Below are 16,166 nucleotides of genomic sequence, written 5' to 3'. Positions count from 1 at the left end.
TGCCAGATTGGTCTCATCAAACGAAAGGACTCCTTGCCATGAAAAAGACCCTGACCGCCCTTGCCCTGATCGCACTTTTGCCCGCCGGCGCTGCGCTGGCCGACGACGATGATTGCAATGCGCCCCGTGACCAGTGGCAGCCGCGCGAGGCCGCCATGCAGATGGCCGAACAGAACGGTTGGACGGTGCGCGACTTCGAGATCGACGACGGCTGCTACGAAATCGAAGGCCGAGACCAGGATGGTCGCGAGATCGAGGTGAAGCTCGATCCGGCGACGCTGCAGATCGTCGAGATGGACTACGAGGATGATGACGACGACCGCGGTGGCGCCCGCAATCCCGCGCCCGCTGGAACGGTCGCTCCTCCGCAGAACGGCCTCTTCGGAAACGGCGCCCCTCCGCAGGTTCAGGTGAACTGAACAGCTCCGAAGCACCCTGAACAAGGATCATTCCCATGAAATCACTTCTCGCAACGCTCGCGCTTACCACCGCACTCACGCTTCCCGGCCTCGCTATGGCACGGCCCGTGACGCTCACAACCACCCTTAACAACTATGGCGGCGACGGCGCTTACCTCGCGCTTTACGTAACCGACGCCTCGGGCGCCTATGTCGGCAGTCTCTGGATGGCCGGCGACAAGTCCAAGTACTACGAGCATCTTAGCGACTGGTACCGTGCCACGGGCGGCGATACCGCGGAGGTAAACGGCATCACCGGCGCCAGCGTCGGCGCGGGCCGCAGTCTCGAAATCACGCTTGATCTGGCCGATGCGCTGTTCGATGCGGGCTACACGCTGCACATCGACGCGGCGGTCGAGGATATGCGCGACAGCCCGAACGAGGTGGCCGTGCCGCTGACGACGGCGGGCGCGGGCACTCCGGTGACCGGGCGGCGCTACATCGCCAACTTCTCCTACGACATGTGAGGGGCAGGGCCATGATCCGTATACTCCATCGCTGGCCGGGTCTTCTGGCACTCGCGCTCGTCACGATCCTGAGCCTGAGCGGCGCTGCGCTCTCGGTCTTTCCGGCAGTCGAGCGCATCACCGCGCCGCAGGTGGAGACTGGCCTGACAGTCGCCACCCTCGCGGACCGCATCCAGGTCGTCTATCCGGGCGTCGAGCAGATCCGGCGGTCGCCCTCCGGTCGGATCACCGCCTATTGGTTCGATCAGGGCGCGCCGGGTGCTGCCGTGATCGACCCGGCGACGGGCGCGGGCGTGGCCTCGGCCGACCCGAACCAGGCCCTTCGCTGGCTCACCAACTTTCATCGCTCGCTCTTCCTCGGAGATGGCGGGCGTATCGCCATGGCCGCCGGGGCCGCGGCGATGCTGGTCCTCTCGCTCTCGGGTGCTATGCTGGTCGCGCGACGGGCGGGCGGATGGCGGCACTGGTTCGCGTCCTTGCGTGGTCCGTTCGCGGGCAGGCTGCATGTCGAGATCGCCCGGATCGCCGTCATCGGCCTCGTTCTGTCCTCCACCACCGCCCTCTGGATGACAGCCTCCACCTTCGATCTTCTGCCGGACGGTAGCGTCCTGCCGGCTGATCCCACCGAAGTGAGCGGAGAAATTGGGTTCGCTCTCGATCAGATGGCCACGCTGCTGCAGGCCCCCGTCGCCGAGCTGCGCGAACTGAGCTTTCCCTATCCCGGCGACGCGACGGACGTGTTCACACTGAAGACCGACCGGGGCACCGGCTATCTTGACCAGGGAACCGGCGCGCTCGTGGCATGGGCCGACCTGACCGGGTGGGAGCGCGTCTCGGAAACCATTTACATGCTGCACACGGGGCAGGGGGCCGCGACGCTCGGCCTTGTGCTCGGGATGATGGCGCTCGGAGTGCCGGCGATGGGCGTGACCGGCGTCTTGATCTGGCTTGCCGGGCGGCGCGGGCGGCCGCGCATCCGGGGCAACCAGCCCGCGGGCCGTGCCGAGACGATCATTCTTGTCGGCAGCGAGGGTGGCAGCACCTGGGGCTTCGCCGCGACCCTGCATGCCGCGCTGACGGCAGCGGGGCAGGGCGTCCATGTTGGCCCGATGTCGGGCTTCGCGCCAGAGCGCTACGCCCGTGCCGAGCGCATCATCCTGCTCGCCGCGACCTATGGCGATGGTGCCGCTCCGTCCTCGGCGAAGGGCTTTCTCGACCGGCTGAACGCGTCGGCCCCTGTGCCTGATATCCAGATGGCCGTGCTCGGCTTCGGCGACCGCAGCTTTCCGGCCTATTGCGCCTTCGCCAACGCCGTTGCGGCAGCGGCGCAGGCGAAGGGCTGGGCCGAACTCATGCCGCTGGACACGATCGACCGCCAATCGCCACAGGATTTCGCGCGCTGGGGCCGCGCTCTTGGCGAGGCGCTTAGCATCTCTCTCGAGCTTTTTCACCAGCCCGTCTCGCCGCGCACCGAAACATTGACCCTCGTCTCGCGGCGCAACTACGGGGCCGAGATGCAGGCGGGGGCCGCGATCCTGCGCTTCGCCCTGCCGCGCGCAACGCCGTGGCAGCGGCTGACGGGCACGGGCTTCGCACGGTTCCAGGCGGGCGACCTGATCGGCGTCCTGCCGCAGGGCAGCCCGGTGCCGCGCCTCTATTCGCTGGCCTCGGGCCGGCGCGACGGGTTCGTCGAGATCGTGGTGCGCAAGCATCCGGGCGGTCTGGCCTCGGGCCAGCTGACCGCGCTGGAACCGGGCGATACGGTCCGGGCCTTTCTGCGGCGCAATCCCGGCTTTCACGCCGGTCGCGGTCGCACCCCGCTGATCCTGATCGGGGCGGGCACCGGCATCGGGCCGCTGGCGGGCTTCATCCGCGGCAATGCGCGGCACAGGCCCGTGCACCTGTTCTTCGGCATGCGGCATGCGGACAGCGATTTCTTCTATGGCGAGGAGATGGCCGGCTGGCAGGCAGAGGGGCGGTTGACCCGGCTTGTCACGGCCGTCTCGCGCGGGACGCTTCCGCATTACGTGCAGGACGCGCTGCGTGGAGAGGCCACCGAAGTTGCGCGTTTGCTTCGCAACGGGGCCCGCGTGATGGTCTGCGGCGGGCGCGACATGGCCATGGGTGTGACCGATGCGCTGGCCGAAATTCTCTCACCATTCGGGTTGACGCCCGCAGTTCTGAAGGCGGAGGGGCGGTATGTCGAAGATGTCTACTGAGCGCGCGCGCATCGTCCTGAACGGCCCCACCATGGGCACGCGCTGGTCGGCCCTGTTCTTCGCGGATCGGGGCCGCGACACGGATGCAATCCGTGCCGCCCTTCAGGCGGTTGTCGACGAGGTGGACACGCAGATGTCGACGTGGAACGCGGAGAGCGCGCTCATGCGGATCAACGCGGCGCCGGTGGGCGATTGGGTGGTGGTGCCGGAGCAACTGCGGGCGGTCCTGCGCCTCGGGCTCGAGATCGGGCGCGCCTCGGGCGGGGCCTTCGATATCGGAATGGGCGATGCGGTGACGGCCTGGGGCTTCGGGCCCGGGGCCGCCGCGCCCGAGGGTATCCGCGCCGCGATGGACGCCCCCCGCCGCCCGGCGCAGGAGGTGCTGGAGATCGAGGGGATGCAGTTGCGCAAGACCGCGCCCATTGCGCTGGATCTGAACGGCATCGCCAAGGGCTATGGCGTCGACCAGCTCGCCGAGACCTTGCGCGATCATGGGATTGCCGACGCCCTTGTCGGCATCGACGGTGAGATGCGTGCCATGGGCCTGCGCCCCGATGGCGAGGCATGGATCATCGCGGTAGAAGCGCCGGACCCTGATCGCCGGACGCCGCAATCGGTTCTGGCGCTGCAGGACGCCGCCGTCGCGACATCCGGTGACTACCGCCATTGGGTGGAGGTTCAGGGGTGCCGCCTGTCGCATACCATGGATCCGAGACGTGGCGCGCCGCTGATCGCGCCGCCCGCCTCCGTCACCGTCGTGGCCCGCACCTGTGCCGAGGCCGATGCTTGGGCGACGGCGCTGATGGTGCTCGGTGCGGAGAGGGGTGCGGACCTCGCAAGACAACGTGGACTCGACGCCCTGTTTCTTCTGTGCGATGATGAAGGCAATGCAATGGGCGTGGGAGTCGGGCGTCTTTTTTCCGAAGAACCAGCGGCAATCGCCTCAGCCGGGGGAAGATGAGCCGCATGGAACAGACCCGTACCGATCGCTTCAAGACCGCACTCCTGCTGATGGCCGCAACCGGGCTGATCGTGGGACTCGCATTCTACCTTGCGGGCCAACCAGAGATCGCGACCCTGATCTGGATTGCAGGAGTTGTTCCCGCGCTGGCAGCGCTTGTGGTCGAAATCGTCCGGAGCATTGGGCGCGGCGAGGTGGGCCTCGATATCGTTGCCGCGCTGTCGATGTCGGCGGCGCTTGTCTTCGGCGAGACCTTGGCTGCGGCTGTCGTCGCAGTCATGTATTCTGGAGGCACTTTCCTCGAAGCCTTCGCTGAGGGCCGTGCACGTCGTTCGATGAAGGATCTTTTATCCCGCGTACCCCGGACCGCGACGCGGCACCGGAACGGCGGTCTTGAGGATGTGCCTCTCGAGGAGATCGCACCGGGCGATCGCCTGCTGATCCGGCAGGGTGATGTCGTTCCCGTGGACGGCACGGTGGCGTCCGACACCGCCTTCCTCGACACCGCGGCGCTGACGGGTGAGTCCCTGCCAGTCCGGCTGGCGCGCGGGGCCGACGCCATGAGCGGATCGACCAACGCGGGCGAGGCCTTCGACCTGACGGCGACGCGCGAGGCCAAGGACAGCACCTATGCCGGGATCGTTCGTCTAGTGGAGGAAGCGCAGGCGTCCAAAGCGCCGATGTCCCGGCTGGCCGACCGCTGGTCGCTGGGCTTTCTGGTCGTCACCGTCAGTATCGCCTTCGCGGCCTGGTGGTTCACAGGCGATCCGATCCGCGCGGTCGCCGTGCTGGTGGTCGCCACGCCCTGTCCGCTGATCCTTGCCGTGCCGGTCGCACTGGTCGCGGGTCTCTCGCGTGCGGCGCATTTTGGCGTTTTGATCAAGGGCGCAGGGCCGCTCGAGACAATGGCGCGCATCCGTACGCTGATCCTCGACAAGACGGGGACGCTGACAGATGGCCGTCCGCAGATCATCTCGATCGACAGCCACGATGGCATGACCGAGGACGACATCCTCCGCCTTGCCGCCGCGCTCGATCAGGCATCGAAACACCCTGTGGCGCAGGCCATCGTCGCTGCCGCAAAGGCGCGGGCCTTCACACTGCCCGTTCCGACAGAAGTGGCTGAGATCCCGGGCGAAGGGGTCTTGGGTCGTGTGGAGGACCGCGAGGTGATCGTCGGCGGCGACGGCTTCGTGGCGTCCCGTGTCGGGCGGATGGTGGGCGATCACCCCGCCAAGGGCGCCGGATCGGTCCTTGTCGCAGTGGCAGTTGACGGTCACATGGCCGGGCACCTCGTCATGTCCGACCCGCTGCGCGAGGGAGCGGGTGCCATGCTGGACGGTCTGCGCCGTCAAGGGATCGCGCGCATCCTTCTGGCTACTGGCGACCGCGCGGACGTGGCCGAGCGCGTGACCGAGGGGCTGGGCCTCGACGGGCTGCGGGCCGGTCTGACGCCGGATCAAAAGGTGTTACTGGTGCTTTCCGAGCATAAACACGGGCCGGTGATGATGGTGGGTGATGGTGTCAACGACGCGCCCGCCCTGGCCGCAGCCGATGTAGGCGTGGCAATGGGGGCACGGGGCGCCGCGGCCTCGGCCGAGGCCGCCGACGTGGTGCTGCTCGTCGACCGGATCGACCGGCTGGGGCCCGGCATCGAGATCGCGCGGGCCTCGCGGCGGATAGCGGTCGAAAGCGTTGTCGCCGGGATCGGCCTGTCTGTCATGGGCATGATCGCGGCCGCTTTCGGCTACCTCACGCCGGTCCAGGGCGCGCTCCTGCAAGAAGTGATCGACGTTGCCGTGATCCTGAACGCCCTGCGCGCGCTGCGCATCGCGCCGCAGGAGCCAGCTACGGGCAAACCACAGGCCATCACGTCAGAGCAAGGTGACATCGTTCAAGGAGCCACGCCATGAGCCGTCTATCACATTCTGAAATCCATATGGTGCATCGCATCGGCTGGTTGCGGGCCGCCGTTCTCGGAGCCAACGATGGTCTTGTCTCGACCGCGAGCCTCGTCGTCGGCGTCGCGGCCGCAGGCTCCGGCAAGCCCGAGGTCATGATCGCCGGGCTGGCCGGGCTTATGGCTGGTGCGATGTCGATGGCGGCGGGGGAGTATGTCTCGGTCAGCTCGCAAACTGACGCCGAACAGGCGGACCTCGCCCGAGAGAGCCGTGAACTCGAGGAAACGCCCGAGGCCGAGCTCGAGGAACTAACCCTGATTTATGTTGAAAGGGGGCTGGACCGCGACCTGGCGAAAAAGGTTGCCGTGCAACTGACTGAACGCGACGCGCTCGGATCGCATGCGCGCGACGAGCTCGGCATTTCGGAAACCTTTACCGCCCGCCCTATCCAGGCGGCTCTGGTGTCCGCACTGACCTTCGCCGTTGGGGCGGTGCTGCCCCTGATCGTCGTGCTGCTGGTCTCGGAGGCGCAGATCGCTCCCCTGGTGGCGGGATCGACGATCCTTGGCCTTGCGGTTCTTGGCGGATTGGGCGCTTCGGCCGGCGGCGCAGGCGTCGTCCGTGGGGCCACGCGGGTCACGCTATGGGGAGCGCTTGCAATGGCGGCGACAGCCGGGGTCGGTGCGCTGTTCGGGGTCGCCGTAGGCTAGAGTCAATGGGGTGTACCCGAACCCCGCTCCGGCTGCTTGTTGCGGCAACGCTCGTCAACATCGTGCTGATCATCGAGGTGCCACAGATCGAGTCGCAGCGCGTGGGGTCAGAAACCCATGTCCGCAAATGGGTCATGCTGGACGAGATCAACACCGATATTCTGGAGCGGTCCTATGTCTGGGAGGACCGCACGCCCATCGGCACGTTCAGTTCCGTCTTCACATCCAAAATCCAGTCCAGCCTGATCGCGCTTGCCAGGTCGGGCGGGGCATCGATTGTTGATCGGCTTAAGTAGTCTCAATCACCGCAGGGGCTGGATCGCCAGATCGGCCTCGCGATCGCCAGTTTCGACGATGTCGCGCGCGGTCAACCCACTGTCATTGGTGGGTACGCCTTGTGCGGCGACCAGACTGGGCAGCAGGCAAAACGCCAGGATATGAGGCAGGCTAGACTTCAATGTCGCCCTCCGGCGCATCTAGAGGCGTGAAGGTGCAATCAGGCGCGACAGGGGCTGTCGAGGCCAGGAAGGTGAAGCAGTTTGCCTGCGGTTCGCGATACTGCGCACAGGAAGCGAGCAGGCCGAGTGCTGTCAGGGACAAGTGAATACGGATCATGAAAACCTCCAGAAGTCCGGGCGGTCGCGGTAATCGGCGCCGACGAGCGCCTCGCCTTTTTCCATGCCGCCAAGGATGGTGAGATTGGGTCCAAGCGCGCTCAGATCGGCATCGACAACGATCGAGCCCTGATCGTCGCGGATCAGCGCCAAGCGGCTGTTGCTGCCCGTGTTGAGAAGGACGTCGAGCTCCTTCTCCGTGAGGTTCAGCATGGCGTAATCCGCAGGCTGCGCGCGAATATTGGGCAGCAGGATCTGCGTTGGAACGGCCTCGACGATGGTCTTGCCGGTCCGGGTGCGTTCGAGCTGGCTTGCATATTGCGTCATCATCACGGCAACGGTGTTCTGCTTGCGGGCGGTCACGAGCCAGTTCGACAGCCGCTCGGCGAAATACGCGTTATCGAGCGCCTTCCAGGCCTCGTCGATCACGATGATGGTGGGGCGCCGATCCTCGATCTCGCGCTCGACCCGGCGGAAGAGATAGGAGAGGACCGCCATCCGCTCCTTGTCGGCCTCGCTGTCGAGAATGCCGGTCAGATCAAAGCCCACCACATCGCCTTTGAGCGAGAACGTGTCCTCAAGGCTCTGCCCGAAGATCCAGCCATAGCGGCCCTCTTCGGTCCATTCGAGCAGGCGCTGGTGCAGATCGCCGCCATCATCGGTGGACACGAAGAGCGATGCGAAATCCCGCCAGTTCCGCAGGGCCGGATTGGTGGCCTGGGCATTCTGGCGCACGACCTCCTGGATGCGGTTGGTCTGCGCCGGGGTCAGGGGCTTGTCGGCGCGGTAGAGCAGGGTTGTGAGCCAATCCGAGAGCCAGGCGGTGCCGCGCGCATCGGTCTCTGTCCAGAGCGGGTTGAGACCCGTGGGCTGGCCGGCGTTCAGGGAGGCGTAGCGCCCGCCATTGGCGCGCACCGCCATCTCCATGCCAAGACGGTAATCGAAGACGAAGATCCGCGCCCCTGCGCGACGGGCCTGGGTCATCAGAAAGGCCGACAGCACCGATTTGCCAGACCCGGGCCGCCCCATGATCAGGGTATGGCCGCTGGTCGGTTCTTTGTCGGGCGATCCCTGCTCGTGATAGGAAAACCGGTAGGCGCTCTGCTCCGGAGTGGGCAGATAGGTGATAACCCGGCCCCAGGGGGTAAGTGCTGCGGGTTTGCCGAGCTGTGTCCGGTGGAAGGCCGCGAAATCCGCGAAATTGCGATTGGTGACAGCGCTGGCGCGGACGCGCTTGGGCTGGTTGCCGGGGTGCTGGCTGAGGTAATGCGCCTTGGCCGCGACCCGCTCACCGATCATCTTCACGCCTTCGGTCGCGGCGGCATTCACGATCTCTGCGCTGAGCGTCTGCAGCTCGCCGCCCGATCTCGCTGCAGGAAAGCCCCTGATTTCGGAGCGCATGGATGGTGGTGAAAATCTCTTCCCGAGACGTCCTGTGCGCAAGGCGGGACTTCAGAAGGCTTCCGGCTGCGGTAATGTTGTCAGCGTCGGACAACAGCGCTCTGCCGGTCGCACGGCCGTGAAGGTTCATTTGCTCCTCGATGGCCTGCCGCAGGTTCTGCACGATATGGAACCGATCAGCGACCTGCTTCGCCTGCGGTGCCCCTTGCCGTGCAGCCTGGGCGTAGAGGCCGCACCGATCTCTGCTGATCACTTCCACATCGGGGTGTCGCTTCAGCCAGTTGGTGCAAGTGACGACATCTCGATCCTCGAGAACATCGATGACCACGCGACGCTCCAGGTCCACAATGATCGTGCCGTAGGTTTGCGACTTCCGCCAGCTCCAGTCGTCGATCCCGATGACTGTTGGCGGCTCGGCGGTGCCTTGAGCACGCTTCTTCAGATGCCTGAGCACCGTGTCATCGCTGACCCCAAGTCCCAATCGGTGCAAGAGCCGCTCGGCAGGTCGCCCGCCTGCCGCATGCCCAAGATGGCTGACAATCTCCCCGACACGCGACGTACGACGTGCAAAAGGACGCGCAATCCATGCGATCTGGTCCGAGAAAGTCCGACGTGGGCAAGCGGGTGCCTGACATCGCCAACGGCAAACCGCGAGATCAACCGTTACCTCGTCTCCATGGGCGGGATAATCCTGCAGCCGCCGACGCCGCCAACCGTGACGACGTCGCGAATGCAATCCACAGTCTGGGCAGATGCCGCTTGGTGTCAGACTGCCCGATACAATCCACCCGCCGGATTCACTTCGATCAACGCTTTGAACGGCAACATCGCTCCCGGGCGACCAGTGCTTCTTCGAAATCACAACTATCCCTCCTGAATTTTCCAGTTTCAGGATAGTTCCGCCACACAAAGTGAGGCAGAGCCCAATTAAGGGCTACGCGACACCTCGTGGCCGTCCGCCGTTCCCGAGGTGGGCGTTTTTGATCCTGCTCGAAGAGCTCTTGAAGCCGCGTGTCAAATCCATCGCACAGCTTATGCCGGGCCGGTGGCGCTTGCCGCTGATAGCTTGGCGGGCTCGCATCCTTCAGATACTTCTTGATCGTGTTCCGCGACAAACCGGTTGCCCGCGCCACAGATCGGATACTGCGACCTTCAACCAAAATCCAACGACGGATCTTCGATACACTTTCCATCAATATCACCTGCTCATTCCTCCGCGCTATTCGGCGCGGATGCTAACGTCGCAGGTGGGTCAATTTTACTCGCTCATAACCCACCTAAGTGGATCAATTTTGCATGCTGATTCACATTCTGAAGTCCCGCCTCGCGCACAGGACGTCTCGGGACGAGATTTTCACCACCATCCATGCGCTCCGAAATCAGGGGCTTACCCTGCAGCGAGATCGGGCAGCGAACAGGGTTCCCGCGTCGCAGCATCGCGAAATTGCTGCAGTTTGAGACGCCGCCCGACCGCAGGCGGGCAGCTTTGAAACCGACTTCGCCGTGGTACTTTGAAGAGTTCCTGAGCCAAAGTTGGAAGGACGGCATTCGAACTGGAAGCGCCCTTTTCCGTCTCAGCCAAGAGCGTGGTTACGACGGGAGCCTGACGCATTTACAGCGGCTGCTGGCGGGCTGGCGCCGAGCCGAACAGCAAACGAAGGCCCCCTCCTCGGAGCACCAGATCTTGAAGCCGGATAGGGACCCGGAAACCGCGCACGCGATCTCCCCGGTCATCGCGGCCGCGCTTTGTATCAAACCCCGCGGAAAGCTCACCTCGGATCAGGCCCGGAAAGTCGACACTCTCAAGGCCGGCTCTCCCGCCTTCACAACGATGCGCAGCCTCACCATGCGGTTCAACGGTATCATGCGTGGCCGCCAAGCAGACCCGCTCCCTGCATGGATCGACGACGCGATCGAAACCGACCTGGCGCCCATCGTGTGCTTTGCCCGTACCTTGAACCGGGACTACAATGCCGTCAAAAACGCAATCGTGTCTTGGAGCAACGGCCAGGCGGAAGGTCAGATCAACCGCCTGAAAACCCTCAAACGCGCAATGTAAGGCCGGGCTGGTCCCTAATTGTTGCGGGCGAGAATGCTACCCTTCCGCCACACAAGGTGAGGCAGAGCCCATTTAAGGGCTACGCGACATATCTGTTTGGAGGCCAGATGCACTTGGACGGGCGGGCGATCGACCAAAAGAGCGCACCAATCAAAACCAGACCGGACAGCAGGCCTACGACCACTAGTATGCCTTGGGCAATCGTCATGAGCGGTGTCCGAACACCTGCGCCTCCTGATGCGCATTGTCGGTCGCTTCGAATTCAAGCGTGGAATGCTCGATTGAGAAACGTTCATGCAGCACCGATTTGACGTTTTCTTTAATTTTGTCGGCCTCACCCATCCGGTCGCGTTCGACAACAATATGGCAGTCCAATGCCGCAGTGTTCTCCTGCATTTGCCACAGGTGGACATGATGCACGTTCACAACGCCATCGACACTCTGGATCGCTCTGACCACGTCATTTCCATCAATATCTGGTGGGCTCCCAAGCATCAGGGTTCGAATTGGGCCCCCTATTTCGGTGAAGGACAGATACAGGATGTAGAGCGCGATGCCGATGGTGATGGCCGGATCCACCCAACGCATATCATAAAGTATAATGAGCGTCCCGCCGACTATGACGGCCACTGAAGCCAACGCGTCCGAAAGGTTGTGGAGAAACAGCGCGCGGATGTTCACGCTCCCCTTCTGCATCGAATAGGTCAGCATTGCGGTCAGCGTGTCGACCACAAGCGCAATTCCACCGAGAATGACGACGGTCCACCCCATGACTTCGGGTGGATCAATCATGCGCATGCCACCTTCGTAGATCAGGTAGAAGCCGATCACGATCAGGGTGGTGTAGTTGATCAGGGCAGCGACGATTTCGACCCGGCCATAGCCGAAAGTCATGCGCTCATCGGCCGGGCGGCGCGCGATCTTGCGCGCGGCGAAGGCAATGACAAGCGAGGCCATATCGGAAAAGTTGTGCAGCGCATCGGCGATAAGTGCTAGACTGCCCGACAATATGCCCCCGACGATTTGCGCAACAGTAAGTAGCCCATTCGCCCAGATCGCGATCGCAACCCGTCGATCCCCAGAATTCGGATCGATATTCGCGTGCCCGTGATCATGCGGCATTGGCAGGCTCCTCATGCGCGTGTGTCGCGCGTCGGTCAGTCTTCAGGCGGCCGCTGCGGAAACCACGTACGCGCGCATTCATCCAGTGGCGTATTATATGACGGTAAAGGGCACCACGCAGCCTTCCAAAGGATTGCTCATGGGACAAATAGAAGGCGTCGGGCGTATCGTACACGCCGAAATCTTGCACGATGCCGGTTTTCTGAATGTAGGTATCTTCTCCGTTCCAGGCGACGGGAGGTGCGCCAAGGCAATCTGTGCCCGCGCCATAACCGCAGAGACTGTCCGTGTCCGAGAACGATCTTTGCAGGACTTCGAAGAAAGCGTCATCCAGGATGAAGCCTTCAAGGTTGATCCAGGCCCCTTGAAATTCGATCTCTACCCACGAATGGAGAATTTCCTCTGGAGCAAGCGGATACACCAACTCTGGGACAACACCGCGCTGCAAGCCTTTGTGGATCGTAAACCCATGCAACCGGCAACGAACGCCAACACCACGCAGCAGCGCCATTAAGAGCGTGCCTTTCGTATTGCACTGCCCGTAGCCGTCGGAAAGTACCTCGGATGCGGGGATGTCGTCAGCTCGATTGTATCCGAACGAGATTTCATTTCGAACGAAATCATAGGCAGCTCCGATCCGATCGTATTCGGATAAGTCGCGCCAGCTGCGGCTCTCTATTAGATGCGCAAGAGGCGCGGCATCAAAATCCAGTAGTTTGGTGGGTGCAAGTAGGGGGTTGGTTATCTGCAACGGAGTCGCTCCTCGAATCGTCTTGGAACAGACTAGTCTCTATAGTTACTGCAGCTTCAACCCCTTCTTTTAGAAACGATCTCTCGCAACTACTTGTCCGTGTGAACTGCTTTGTGGTGTTCACCGTGTGCGTCGCGTAGGATATTGACGCCGCCCCAGGCCGCGATCCCGGCGATAATCACACCGACGACTAGGTCGGGCCAGTTCGTTCCCAGCCAGGCAACGAGGCCACCTGCGACCACGATTCCGAGGTTTGCCGCAAAGTCGTTCCAGCTGAAAGTATTGGCCGCGCGGATGTTGACGTCCGGATCTTTGAGCCGAGCGAGCAACCAGACACAAACTGAGTTGATGGCCGCCGCGCTCAGCGCCATGACGATCATAACGGTGCCAAGGGGATCCGACCCACCGACATAGCGGCGCCAAGCATCATAAAGGATCCCGATGGCGAACACGATCAGCAAGCAGCCCGAGACATTCGCCGCACCACGTTTCCATTTCGCAGACCGCGACAATGCAAACAGACTGATTGCGTAGACCAAGCTGTCTGAAAGGTTGTCGAGCCCGTTTGCGATCAGGGCACTGGAATCCCCGAAGGCCCCGGTCGCAAAAAAGGCCATGGCAAGACCCACGTTTAGACCGAGAACAATCCAAAGGGTGCGTCTTTCGCTTGCTCCTTTTCCTGCAGTCATACTTCCCATTCCGCTTGGTCGACTATGATCCTTCAACCTCTCGGGCAGATCAGAGTTCCGGATTGATTAATAATGGTCAGTTCCATTTACGACCGCCGGGAGCTGTCAGTCAGGCGTCTCAACCAAAGTAGAGTATAGCCCTTTTTATGGGGCGATGAGATCGCGATTTGAGACGGTTTCAAGTTCAAACCATAAAGTTCAATTGGTTCATGGCGCGGCCAGTATTATAGCTGCGCCGAGCAAGCAAACGGCTGTGCCAAGCGTATCCCACCTGTCCGGTCTGTGACCCTCTGCAAGCCACATCCACAGTATCGAAGCCGCAATGTAGACTCCGCCATAGGCGGCAAACGCGCGGCCCGCAGCAACCGTTTCGACTTGCGCCAGAAGCCACCCGAATACCACCAAGGCTACAATACCGGGTACGAGCCAGGCCGCGGATGCGCCGAGGCGCCACCAACTCCAGATCGCGAAACACCCGGCGATCTCGGCCAAGGCCGCAAGCGGATAGGCAAGCGCGGCAGGCATCTCAGGCACCGATCTCGTCGTGTTCGGTCAAACATTCGGAATGATCCCGCAACACCTCAAGCACCTTGCAATCGGCGGTACGTCCACCGCTGCATTCGTGAACCATGCGTTTCAGTTCGGTGCGCAGCGCCTTCAGACGGGCCATGCGCTGCTCCACCTGCTTTAGCTGGCGACGCGCAATCGCGTCGACTTCTTCGCAGGGCCGATTGGGCTGGTCGCTGAGGTCGAGCAGCTCGCGGATCGCATCAAGCGAGAAGCCGAGTTGTCGCGAATGGCGGATGAAGGACAGTCGGTCGAGCTGTGCATTGTCATAGCGCCTCTGTCCGCCTTCAGTCCGGCCAGGTTCGGGCATGAGCCCGATCTGCTCGTAGTACCGAATGGTCTGCACCTTTGTGCCGGTCTTCTTTGACAGAGTGCCGATCGTGAGCATCTTCGCCTCCATGAAAAGTTACAGTCTGTGTAGGTTTTGCCGCCTCAATAGACAAGTGCCGGATTCACAGACGCGTGAGTTTAAGCCACAACGTGATTTCGCGCTTGAACCTCTAGTAGCTAGAGGATGTAAACGCGACAATAATCAAGAATCAAAATCAGGCGCGCAGGTTTGTCCCTTACATCGGCACAGAAATTTCTTTGGGTTTTGGCAGGCGTCGCGTCGCTTGCCTTCGTATGGCTTTTGCTCTGGTCGGACTATCGCGCTGACCGCGCCCGAACCGACAACGATCCAGCGTTTGTCGCTGCATTCGAATTGACGGACCACCAAGGTGTGGTTCGCACGGAAGAAGACTTTTCGGGGCGTTGGATGTTGGTATTTTTCGGCTTCAGCAACTGCCCCGATGTCTGCCCGACGACACTGTCTGAGGTCGCGGCGGTGATGGACGGTCTGGGCGACAATGCCGCGAGGGTCCAGCCGATTTTCATAACCATCGACCCCGAACGGGACACGCCCATGGCACTCGCCGAATTCGTTCCGCTGTTCGATGCGAACATCATCGGGCTGACAGGTACGCCCGAACAGATCGCCGCTACATCCGAAACGTTTCCGATCTTCTTTGAACGCATCGAAGAGGCTACAGCTCCGGATGGCTACACAATGGGCCACACGTCACATCTGTTTCTATTCGATCCCGAGGCAGGCTTTGCAGACTCATGGCCCTATGGCACGTCCGCTGAAGAGATTCTCGCCGATCTGGAAGAGAGGATCTGACCGACATGAACCGCGTACCCGCAGAAACCGCCCTCGGGCTGGCATGGATCGTTGCCCTCGTCGCCTCGCTTGCTGTACTTTTCATCGGCGAAGTGATGGGGCAGACACCCTGCGTGCTGTGCTGGTTCCAGCGCGCCTTCATGTTCCCGCTCGCGATCATTCTCGGCCTCGGCCTTTGGTGGCGAGACGGCAGCGTCGGGCGCTATGGCATCGCTCTGGCGCTTGGTGGTGGCGTGGTCGCCCTGTGGCACATGGGCCTCTACGCGGGCCTGATCCCCGAACGCATCCAGCCCTGCACGGCCACCGGCCCCTCTTGCACCGATGATAACCAATTGGTCTTCGGCATTCCGATCCCGCTGATGGCGCTGGTCGCCTTCGCACTGATCGGGTTCCTGTCGGCACTTTCATTGAAGGAAACACAAACATGAATCGACGCGGCTTAATCCTGTCCGTTCTCGCCCTCGGCGTTGCCGGTTTCGGCGGAGCCACTTGGTACGCGACTCGCCCCGGCCCCGCGGCCGAAGCAAAAACCGTTGCGCCGGAACTCGCGGACGCGATGATCCGCTCTTACTCGCCCATCCTCGGACCTGCCGACGCGCCCGTCACGATTGTCGAATTCTTTGACCCGGCCTGCGAGGCTTGCCGCGCCTTCCATCCGATCGTGAAGGACATCATGGCACAGCATGGAGATGCCGTCCGCGTCGTTGTCCGCTACACCGCGTTTCATGGCGAGGCATCCGAGGAAGCGATCCGCGTGCTCGAGGCAGCACGCATGCAAGGCGTTTACGAGCCGGTGCTCGAAGCCGTTCTGCGGGATCAGCCGAGATGGGCGTCGCACGGCGCGCCTGAGCCCGGTCTGATCCTCCAGATCGCCGCCACTGCCGGACTCGATGCAGAGGCCGCGCGCACGCAAATGCTGGCACCGGATGTCGTTGCGATCCTGAATCAGGATCGTGCGGACGTCGAAACCGTGGGAGTTCGCCAGACTCCTACTTTCTTTGTAAACGGCAAGTCGCTCGATCCATTCGGGGAGGCAGAACTGCGTCGATTAGTGGCCGCGGAAGTTGCCGCCGTGCAAAGCTGAA

The 16,166-nt window shown here is 62.7% G+C and carries 17 protein-coding genes and 4 pseudogenes; 11 read left to right on the top strand and 10 right to left on the bottom strand.

The features are described 5' to 3' along the window. Positions 1–38: 38 nt before the first annotated feature. From C8265_RS18215 to C8265_RS18185, 7 genes are read left to right on the top strand one after another with little or no spacing between them, the layout of a single operon-like run. Positions 39–419 (top strand): PepSY domain-containing protein, encoded by a 381-nt coding sequence (locus tag C8265_RS18215; RefSeq protein ID WP_009503876.1) that lies wholly within the window; start codon positions 39–41, stop codon positions 417–419. A gap of 35 nt (positions 420–454) precedes the next feature. Further along, complete coding sequence (locus C8265_RS18210; RefSeq protein ID WP_009503877.1) at positions 455–925, top strand: DUF2271 domain-containing protein; 471 nt, start codon at positions 455–457, stop codon at positions 923–925. 11 nt (positions 926–936) lie between these two features. Then, positions 937–3,144, top strand: a complete 2,208-nt coding sequence (locus C8265_RS18205; RefSeq protein ID WP_009503878.1) for a PepSY domain-containing protein — start codon at positions 937–939, stop codon at positions 3,142–3,144. Beyond that, on the top strand, positions 3,125–4,105 hold the full coding sequence (locus tag C8265_RS18200; RefSeq protein WP_009503879.1) for an FAD:protein FMN transferase: 981 nt from the start codon (positions 3,125–3,127) through the stop codon (positions 4,103–4,105). Before C8265_RS18205 ends, C8265_RS18200 begins: the two co-directional genes overlap by 20 nt. 5 nt (positions 4,106–4,110) lie before the next feature. After that, complete coding sequence (locus tag C8265_RS18195) at positions 4,111–6,018, top strand: heavy metal translocating P-type ATPase (RefSeq protein ID WP_009503880.1); 1,908 nt, start codon at positions 4,111–4,113, stop codon at positions 6,016–6,018. Further along, entirely contained in the window at positions 6,015–6,716 is a 702-nt protein-coding gene (locus tag C8265_RS18190) for a VIT1/CCC1 transporter family protein (RefSeq protein ID WP_009503881.1), read from the top strand. The genes C8265_RS18195 and C8265_RS18190 overlap by 4 nt, the downstream gene beginning before the upstream one ends. Before the next feature lie 5 nt (positions 6,717–6,721). Further along, positions 6,722–7,012 (top strand): hypothetical protein, encoded by a 291-nt coding sequence (locus tag C8265_RS18185; protein ID WP_009503882.1) that lies wholly within the window; start codon positions 6,722–6,724, stop codon positions 7,010–7,012. An 18-nt stretch (positions 7,013–7,030) separates the two neighbouring features. Here C8265_RS18185 and C8265_RS19590 read toward each other — a convergent pair. The 5 genes and pseudogenes from C8265_RS19590 to C8265_RS20025 form a co-directional block, all read right to left on the bottom strand. Next, a pseudogene (locus tag C8265_RS19590) lies at positions 7,031–7,174 on the bottom strand (lytic transglycosylase domain-containing protein); the annotation flags it as partial. Next, positions 7,164–7,331 carry a hypothetical protein gene (locus C8265_RS19585; RefSeq protein WP_164512388.1) on the bottom strand — a complete coding sequence of 56 codons (168 nt, stop codon included), beginning with the start codon at positions 7,329–7,331 and terminating at the stop codon, positions 7,164–7,166. The gene C8265_RS19585 and the pseudogene C8265_RS19590, both read right to left, overlap by 11 nt. Continuing rightward, a pseudogene (locus C8265_RS18180) lies at positions 7,328–8,686 on the bottom strand (VirB4 family type IV secretion system protein); the annotation flags it as partial. The gene C8265_RS19585 and the pseudogene C8265_RS18180, both read right to left, overlap by 4 nt. Continuing rightward, complete coding sequence (locus tag C8265_RS18175) at positions 8,619–9,593, bottom strand: ISL3 family transposase (protein ID WP_164512387.1); 975 nt, start codon at positions 9,591–9,593, stop codon at positions 8,619–8,621. The gene C8265_RS18175 and the pseudogene C8265_RS18180, both read right to left, overlap by 68 nt. A 220-nt stretch (positions 9,594–9,813) precedes the next feature. Continuing rightward, positions 9,814–9,924 (bottom strand): annotated as a pseudogene (locus tag C8265_RS20025) (helix-turn-helix domain-containing protein); the annotation flags it as partial. A gap of 112 nt (positions 9,925–10,036) precedes the next feature. On the opposite strand from C8265_RS20025, the pseudogene C8265_RS18170 reads away from it, so the two are divergent. Continuing rightward, positions 10,037–10,790, top strand: a pseudogene (locus C8265_RS18170) (transposase); the annotation flags it as partial. A 204-nt stretch (positions 10,791–10,994) separates the two neighbouring features. Here the strand turns inward: C8265_RS18170 and C8265_RS18160 are convergent. From C8265_RS18160 to C8265_RS18140, 5 genes are all read right to left on the bottom strand, one after another. After that, positions 10,995–11,912: a cation diffusion facilitator family transporter gene (locus C8265_RS18160; protein ID WP_027240785.1), complete on the bottom strand. Its 918-nt coding sequence runs from the start codon at positions 11,910–11,912 to the stop codon at positions 10,995–10,997. Continuing rightward, a complete protein-coding gene (locus C8265_RS18155; RefSeq protein WP_027240784.1) occupies positions 11,902–12,657 on the bottom strand; it encodes a transglutaminase-like domain-containing protein in 756 nt (251 codons plus the stop codon). The genes C8265_RS18160 and C8265_RS18155 overlap by 11 nt, the downstream gene beginning before the upstream one ends. A gap of 95 nt (positions 12,658–12,752) precedes the next feature. Then, positions 12,753–13,352, bottom strand: coding sequence for a cation efflux transmembrane domain-containing protein (locus C8265_RS18150; protein WP_027238636.1), 600 nt, complete (start codon positions 13,350–13,352; stop codon positions 12,753–12,755). A gap of 207 nt (positions 13,353–13,559) precedes the next feature. Next, on the bottom strand, positions 13,560–13,877 hold the full coding sequence (locus tag C8265_RS18145; RefSeq protein WP_027238635.1) for a YnfA family protein: 318 nt from the start codon (positions 13,875–13,877) through the stop codon (positions 13,560–13,562). Between the two features lies 1 nt (position 13,878). After that, positions 13,879–14,307, bottom strand: a complete 429-nt coding sequence (locus C8265_RS18140; protein WP_027238634.1) for a MerR family transcriptional regulator — start codon at positions 14,305–14,307, stop codon at positions 13,879–13,881. Positions 14,308–14,478: 171 nt separating this feature from the next. Between C8265_RS18140 and C8265_RS18135 the strand changes: the two genes are divergently transcribed. Genes C8265_RS18135 through C8265_RS18125 form a run of 3 tightly spaced genes read left to right on the top strand, consistent with a single transcriptional unit; the run spans position 14,479 to position 16,165 of the window. Then, a complete protein-coding gene (locus C8265_RS18135; protein ID WP_232617642.1) occupies positions 14,479–15,081 on the top strand; it encodes an SCO family protein in 603 nt (200 codons plus the stop codon). A gap of 5 nt (positions 15,082–15,086) precedes the next feature. Further along, positions 15,087–15,509 (top strand): disulfide bond formation protein B, encoded by a 423-nt coding sequence (locus C8265_RS18130; protein ID WP_009807981.1) that lies wholly within the window; start codon positions 15,087–15,089, stop codon positions 15,507–15,509. Beyond that, positions 15,506–16,165 carry a DsbA family protein gene (locus C8265_RS18125; protein ID WP_027238632.1) on the top strand — a complete coding sequence of 220 codons (660 nt, stop codon included), beginning with the start codon at positions 15,506–15,508 and terminating at the stop codon, positions 16,163–16,165. Before C8265_RS18130 ends, C8265_RS18125 begins: the two co-directional genes overlap by 4 nt. Position 16,166: the final 1 nt, after the last annotated feature.

Source organism: Oceaniglobus ichthyenteri, from assembly GCF_003057885.1.
Taxonomy (GTDB): domain Bacteria; phylum Pseudomonadota; class Alphaproteobacteria; order Rhodobacterales; family Rhodobacteraceae; genus Oceaniglobus; species Oceaniglobus ichthyenteri.
This window is presented reverse-complemented; position numbering and strand designations above follow the sequence as displayed.

What these genes read in the sequence shown, in the direction of transcription:
- C8265_RS18215 (WP_009503876.1), top strand. Translation starts at nt 39, where the DNA reads ATGAAAAAGACCCTGACCGCCCTTGCCCTGATCGCACTTTTGCCCGCC.
- C8265_RS18210 (WP_009503877.1), top strand. Translation starts at nt 455, where the DNA reads ATGAAATCACTTCTCGCAACGCTCGCGCTTACCACCGCACTCACGCTT.
- C8265_RS18205 (WP_009503878.1), top strand. Translation starts at nt 937, where the DNA reads ATGATCCGTATACTCCATCGCTGGCCGGGTCTTCTGGCACTCGCGCTC.
- C8265_RS18200 (WP_009503879.1), top strand. Translation starts at nt 3,125, where the DNA reads ATGTCGAAGATGTCTACTGAGCGCGCGCGCATCGTCCTGAACGGCCCC.
- C8265_RS18195 (WP_009503880.1), top strand. Translation starts at nt 4,111, where the DNA reads ATGGAACAGACCCGTACCGATCGCTTCAAGACCGCACTCCTGCTGATG.
- C8265_RS18190 (WP_009503881.1), top strand. Translation starts at nt 6,015, where the DNA reads ATGAGCCGTCTATCACATTCTGAAATCCATATGGTGCATCGCATCGGC.
- C8265_RS18185 (WP_009503882.1), top strand. Translation starts at nt 6,722, where the DNA reads ATGGGGTGTACCCGAACCCCGCTCCGGCTGCTTGTTGCGGCAACGCTC.
- C8265_RS19585 (WP_164512388.1), bottom strand. Translation starts at nt 7,331, where the DNA reads ATGATCCGTATTCACTTGTCCCTGACAGCACTCGGCCTGCTCGCTTCC.
- C8265_RS18160 (WP_027240785.1), bottom strand. Translation starts at nt 11,912, where the DNA reads ATGCCGCATGATCACGGGCACGCGAATATCGATCCGAATTCTGGGGAT.
- C8265_RS18150 (WP_027238636.1), bottom strand. Translation starts at nt 13,352, where the DNA reads ATGACTGCAGGAAAAGGAGCAAGCGAAAGACGCACCCTTTGGATTGTT.
- C8265_RS18145 (WP_027238635.1), bottom strand. Translation starts at nt 13,877, where the DNA reads ATGCCTGCCGCGCTTGCCTATCCGCTTGCGGCCTTGGCCGAGATCGCC.
- C8265_RS18140 (WP_027238634.1), bottom strand. Translation starts at nt 14,307, where the DNA reads ATGCTCACGATCGGCACTCTGTCAAAGAAGACCGGCACAAAGGTGCAG.
- C8265_RS18130 (WP_009807981.1), top strand. Translation starts at nt 15,087, where the DNA reads ATGAACCGCGTACCCGCAGAAACCGCCCTCGGGCTGGCATGGATCGTT.
- C8265_RS18125 (WP_027238632.1), top strand. Translation starts at nt 15,506, where the DNA reads ATGAATCGACGCGGCTTAATCCTGTCCGTTCTCGCCCTCGGCGTTGCC.